Here is a 3,827-nt window from a genome sequence, read left to right as displayed (position 1 = left end):
GATTTCGAGTTTCGAAAACAGGGGAAGTACTGACTCATTTCTTCCCTAAAAACAGTTTGACCTTCGACCGTCATGCATTAGTTATGGGTTTGAACTATATCTTGCAACCTTCAACATTCATGAATCGTCATTGTTTAGAACAAATAGGATATCTTAATGTTGAATTAGAGTATGGAATGGACTCTGATTTGTGGATGCGGCTTTCAACTCTGGGTGAACCTCAGCCTGTCGATGGGGTTTTATCTGCAAGTCGAGAATATGCTACTACTAAAACTTCTACAGGCCTATTCAAACGTATAGAAGAACTTCGATGTATCTCAAAGCAACATTCCGGATTAGAAATAACCCCAGGTGTTCTGTGCTATATGCTTGATACCCTGCATAAATTTGCAAAAAATAACGAAAATATCTTTCCTAGATGGTATCAAAGAGATGTCATCAAACTTTGGAAAAGAACAGGACGGCTGTTGGCACAATTTAATGTAAAAAGTGATGGTTTTCCACGAAAATCATCATTAGTAAGCTTTCTCAAAAACAAGATAAAATAAATACACGGAATTACGTTATGATTATTGGAATTGAACTACGCCAATTAGTAATTGGTGCATCTGGGGGAATTTCTCAGTTAGTAAAGGGAGTTTGTGAACCGATGTTTACTCTTTACCCCGAACATCAATTTTTAGTATTTTGTACTCCGTTTAACAGAGCCATGCTTGAATGCCATGCTGATAATGTCCGTTATTTTACTTTATCCAGTGCAACATTTTTCTCTGATTTGGATCGAATTGCGACTGAAAATAATCTTGATGTTCTTTTTCGTACTTATCCTATGGAAGATACATTACAGTTTCCATTAAATAAGCAAATTTTTTTAATTCCAGATATTCAACACGAAGCTTATCCCGAATTTTTCTCTGAACAAACACTCCGATCGAGAAGAGCAGCATTTTCAAAAGCACTGACTAAAGCAGGTGCTATTGGCACTATCTCAGAATTTGCAAAAAAAACTCTTTATGATTTTTCCGAAACAAAATGTAACGATATTTTTCTTATGGAACCCTCTTTACAAAAGGTCCACAGCCTAACAACAACGGAAGATTGTTTGACTGATAAAGAAAAGGCATTGATTCCTAAAACCCCATTTTTTATGTTTCCAGCAAATATCTGGAAACATAAAAATCATATTAGATTGCTGCAAGCTTTTCGTCTCCTTTTAAAAAATAATCCTGATTTAGCTGTATCTCTTGTTTTAACAGGTAATAGGGAAGGGTGGAAAGAACTTCATAAAAATAACAAGGACTTACCGGTTGTTCATCTGGGCTTTATTAGGCCTGAATTTTTTCGAATACTTATGGAACGAGCACAAGCTTTGGTTTTTTTCACACTCTATGAAGGATTTGGAATACCTTTATTAGAAGCTTTTAATACAGGTACCCCCGTTTTATGCAGCAATACTACCAGTCTTCCTGAAGTAGGGGGAAATGCTGTGATTACTTGTTCTCCTTTAGATATCTCAGCAATGGCTAATGCTATGGGAGAGATTCTGCAAAATAATGAGTTGCGTGAAACACTGATTCAACGTGGTAAAGCACGATTAAATGCCTACTCTTGGGAACGATCGGCACATAATTTATTCGCTGCTTGTACTCGAGTTGCAGAGAAGGCAAGACAAAAAGTACTGTACGAAGAATCGACATCAAAAAACGTGCCCTTAGTATCTATCATAACTCCTTCTTTTAATCAAGGAAGGTTTCTCAAGCGCACTATTGATAGTGTGCTTAGCCAAGATTATCCTCATATTGAATATATTGTGATTGATGGCGGCTCTACCGATGATTCTGTAGATATTCTTAGTTCTTATACCGATCGTTTTTTTTGGATTTCAGAACCAGACAACGGACAAACGCATGCCATTAATAAAGGTATTAAGCGGGCAAAGGGAGAAATTCTTGCTTATTTGAACTCTGATGATGTATTAACTCCCGGCGCTATTCGGAAAGTTGTTGATTTTTTTCTGAATCATCCACACTGTGATATGGTCTATGGTCAGGCCGATTATATTGATGAACATGATAATATCATTGGTACTTATAAGACAGATGAGTATTCATTTAATAGATTATCTCAAGACTGTATGATATGTCAGCCCGCTGCTTTTTGGCGACGTCGTGTAGTAGAAAAAATTGGGTTTTTTGATGAACAACTCCATTTTGTTATGGATTATGACTACTGGTTACGTATCGCGAAAGCCAGAATGGATATCCAGTTTTTGCACGAAAAACTTTCCTGTTCACGTTTATATCCGGAAACGAAGACCCTTTCAGGGCGTATCAAAATCTATCAAGAAATATTTAGCATATGCAAACATCACATTGGTTATACACATCTCAATTATTACCAGGGATACTGGCACCATTTGATTTATGAGAAAAAAAATGCAATCAGTCAGATAGTTCGCTTATTATCCATTAAAAGCTTACATCTTCCTGTGAGCAAGTTACATTACCACTGGTCACGTCGGACTCAGGGCTTTTCAAATCTGGCTAAAAAAATTAAAGAATTTGGAACATCTGCTCTCAAAAAAATTCTTTTTATCAATAAAACTAGTTCATCCCCAAAATCTAATATTAGTGGTTTTTTTTCAGATAATTGGCTATCAAAAGAATTTTCCTGTAACTCGAGCAAGAGAGCCGTTGGAGAAATTCTCTATATCGGTGGAGTGACACCAATGAATTCAACCATGCTCATTATGGCTGGTAAAAAAAGAGTAGGTCAGTTTCAATTTACTGCCCATCAGTACCAACAAGTATCTATTCCCAATGAGTTAGTAGATAACAAACGAATTTATATACAATTTACTGAGTCCTTAATCGATGCAGCTGGTCGAGAGCTCGCATTTTTACTTCATGATACGAATTTTTTTTCCGAACAAGATACCTGGGTAACTTAAGTATGGTGAGTTGCCGTAAGAGATAAACTGCTTTTTAAATATTGTTCTCTTTATTATGAATGTGATATCTTGAGCAAACGAACATGCTTTATAAGGTATAGGATTTATAAGGATTAATTATGAAAAAAAGGGATTTTTTTGGAGGATTTTTTTTAGGTATCATCGTGGGGGTGACGAGCTTTTCTGCTCTGCAATACTCGGGAAGTGCCCAAAAGACTGAGGTTGATGCCGTGCAGGGTATGCAAAAGATCCCTAATGATAAAACGATTAAAGTATCTTCAGAAGATGCGCGTTTGCACAAGCTATCTCAAGCCGAGATAAAAATTACTCATGTGAGCAATCCATATCCCGAAGAAAAAAGTGGTGATAATTGGTGGTATTGGGTTAAAGATGAGATTGTTTTCCAACTGGAACCCTTCGATGTATCTTCAGAAATGAAAAAAACAAGGTTGTTTTTTGAGTATGGTATACATGGGAATCAGCAATTAACAATTTATTTATGGGAGAAAAATGAACCCCATAAAATTGTGCTTAATACAAAAAACGGAGAACGATCCGTTTATAACAAAGTACTTGATATTTCTCCTGCATCACTGACTAAACTTATTATTGTGACTAATGGAGCGGCTAAGCCTTTAAGCAAAACCGATTCCAGGCGTGCTGCCTATACTATTTCTAATTTAAAAGTTACCCCAGTATAAGTCGACGAAGAGTTGAGGAGCATTGCCTTGCAAAAACAATTAAATTAAAAAAATATAAATCAAGTGCGAATAACTAAATTTTTTAAGGAATTAAAAATGGGGCAAGAAAACAATCTGCCAAAAATTTCTATTGTGACCCCCTCATTTAACCAAGGCCCTTTTCTTCGACAATGTAT

At 36.1% G+C, this 3,827-nt stretch carries 3 protein-coding genes; all 3 read left to right on the top strand.

Going from position 1 to position 3,827, the window contains the following annotated elements; translation table 11 throughout:
• Positions 1 to 548, top strand: a 548-nt coding sequence (locus A8O27_RS18925; protein ID WP_211269256.1) for a glycosyltransferase family protein, incomplete at its 5' end; no start/stop codon positions are given.
• A 17-nt stretch (positions 549 to 565) separates the two neighbouring features.
• The gene (locus tag A8O27_RS17860; protein ID WP_058458328.1) at positions 566 to 2,950 is read left to right on the top strand and encodes a glycosyltransferase; all 2,385 of its coding nucleotides are present in this window, start codon (positions 566 to 568) and stop codon (positions 2,948 to 2,950) included.
• Between the two features lie 119 nt (positions 2,951 to 3,069).
• A complete protein-coding gene (locus tag A8O27_RS17855; RefSeq protein ID WP_058458329.1) occupies positions 3,070 to 3,651 on the top strand; it encodes a hypothetical protein in 582 nt (193 codons plus the stop codon).
• The last annotated feature ends 176 nt before the right edge of the window (positions 3,652 to 3,827 follow it).

Origin of the sequence: Legionella bozemanae, from assembly GCF_001648595.1 — a bacterium.
Classification (GTDB): Bacteria; Pseudomonadota; Gammaproteobacteria; order Legionellales; family Legionellaceae; genus Legionella; species Legionella bozemanae.
Note: the sequence above shows the minus strand (reverse complement) of the source record. Positions and strands in the feature narration are given on the sequence as shown.

Bases quoted from the DNA above. Each gene is read 5' to 3' on its own strand.
- A8O27_RS17855 (WP_058458329.1), top strand. From the start codon at position 3,070: ATGAAAAAAAGGGATTTTTTTGGAGGATTTTTTTTAGGTATCATCGTG.
- A8O27_RS17860 (WP_058458328.1), top strand. From the start codon at position 566: ATGATTATTGGAATTGAACTACGCCAATTAGTAATTGGTGCATCTGGG.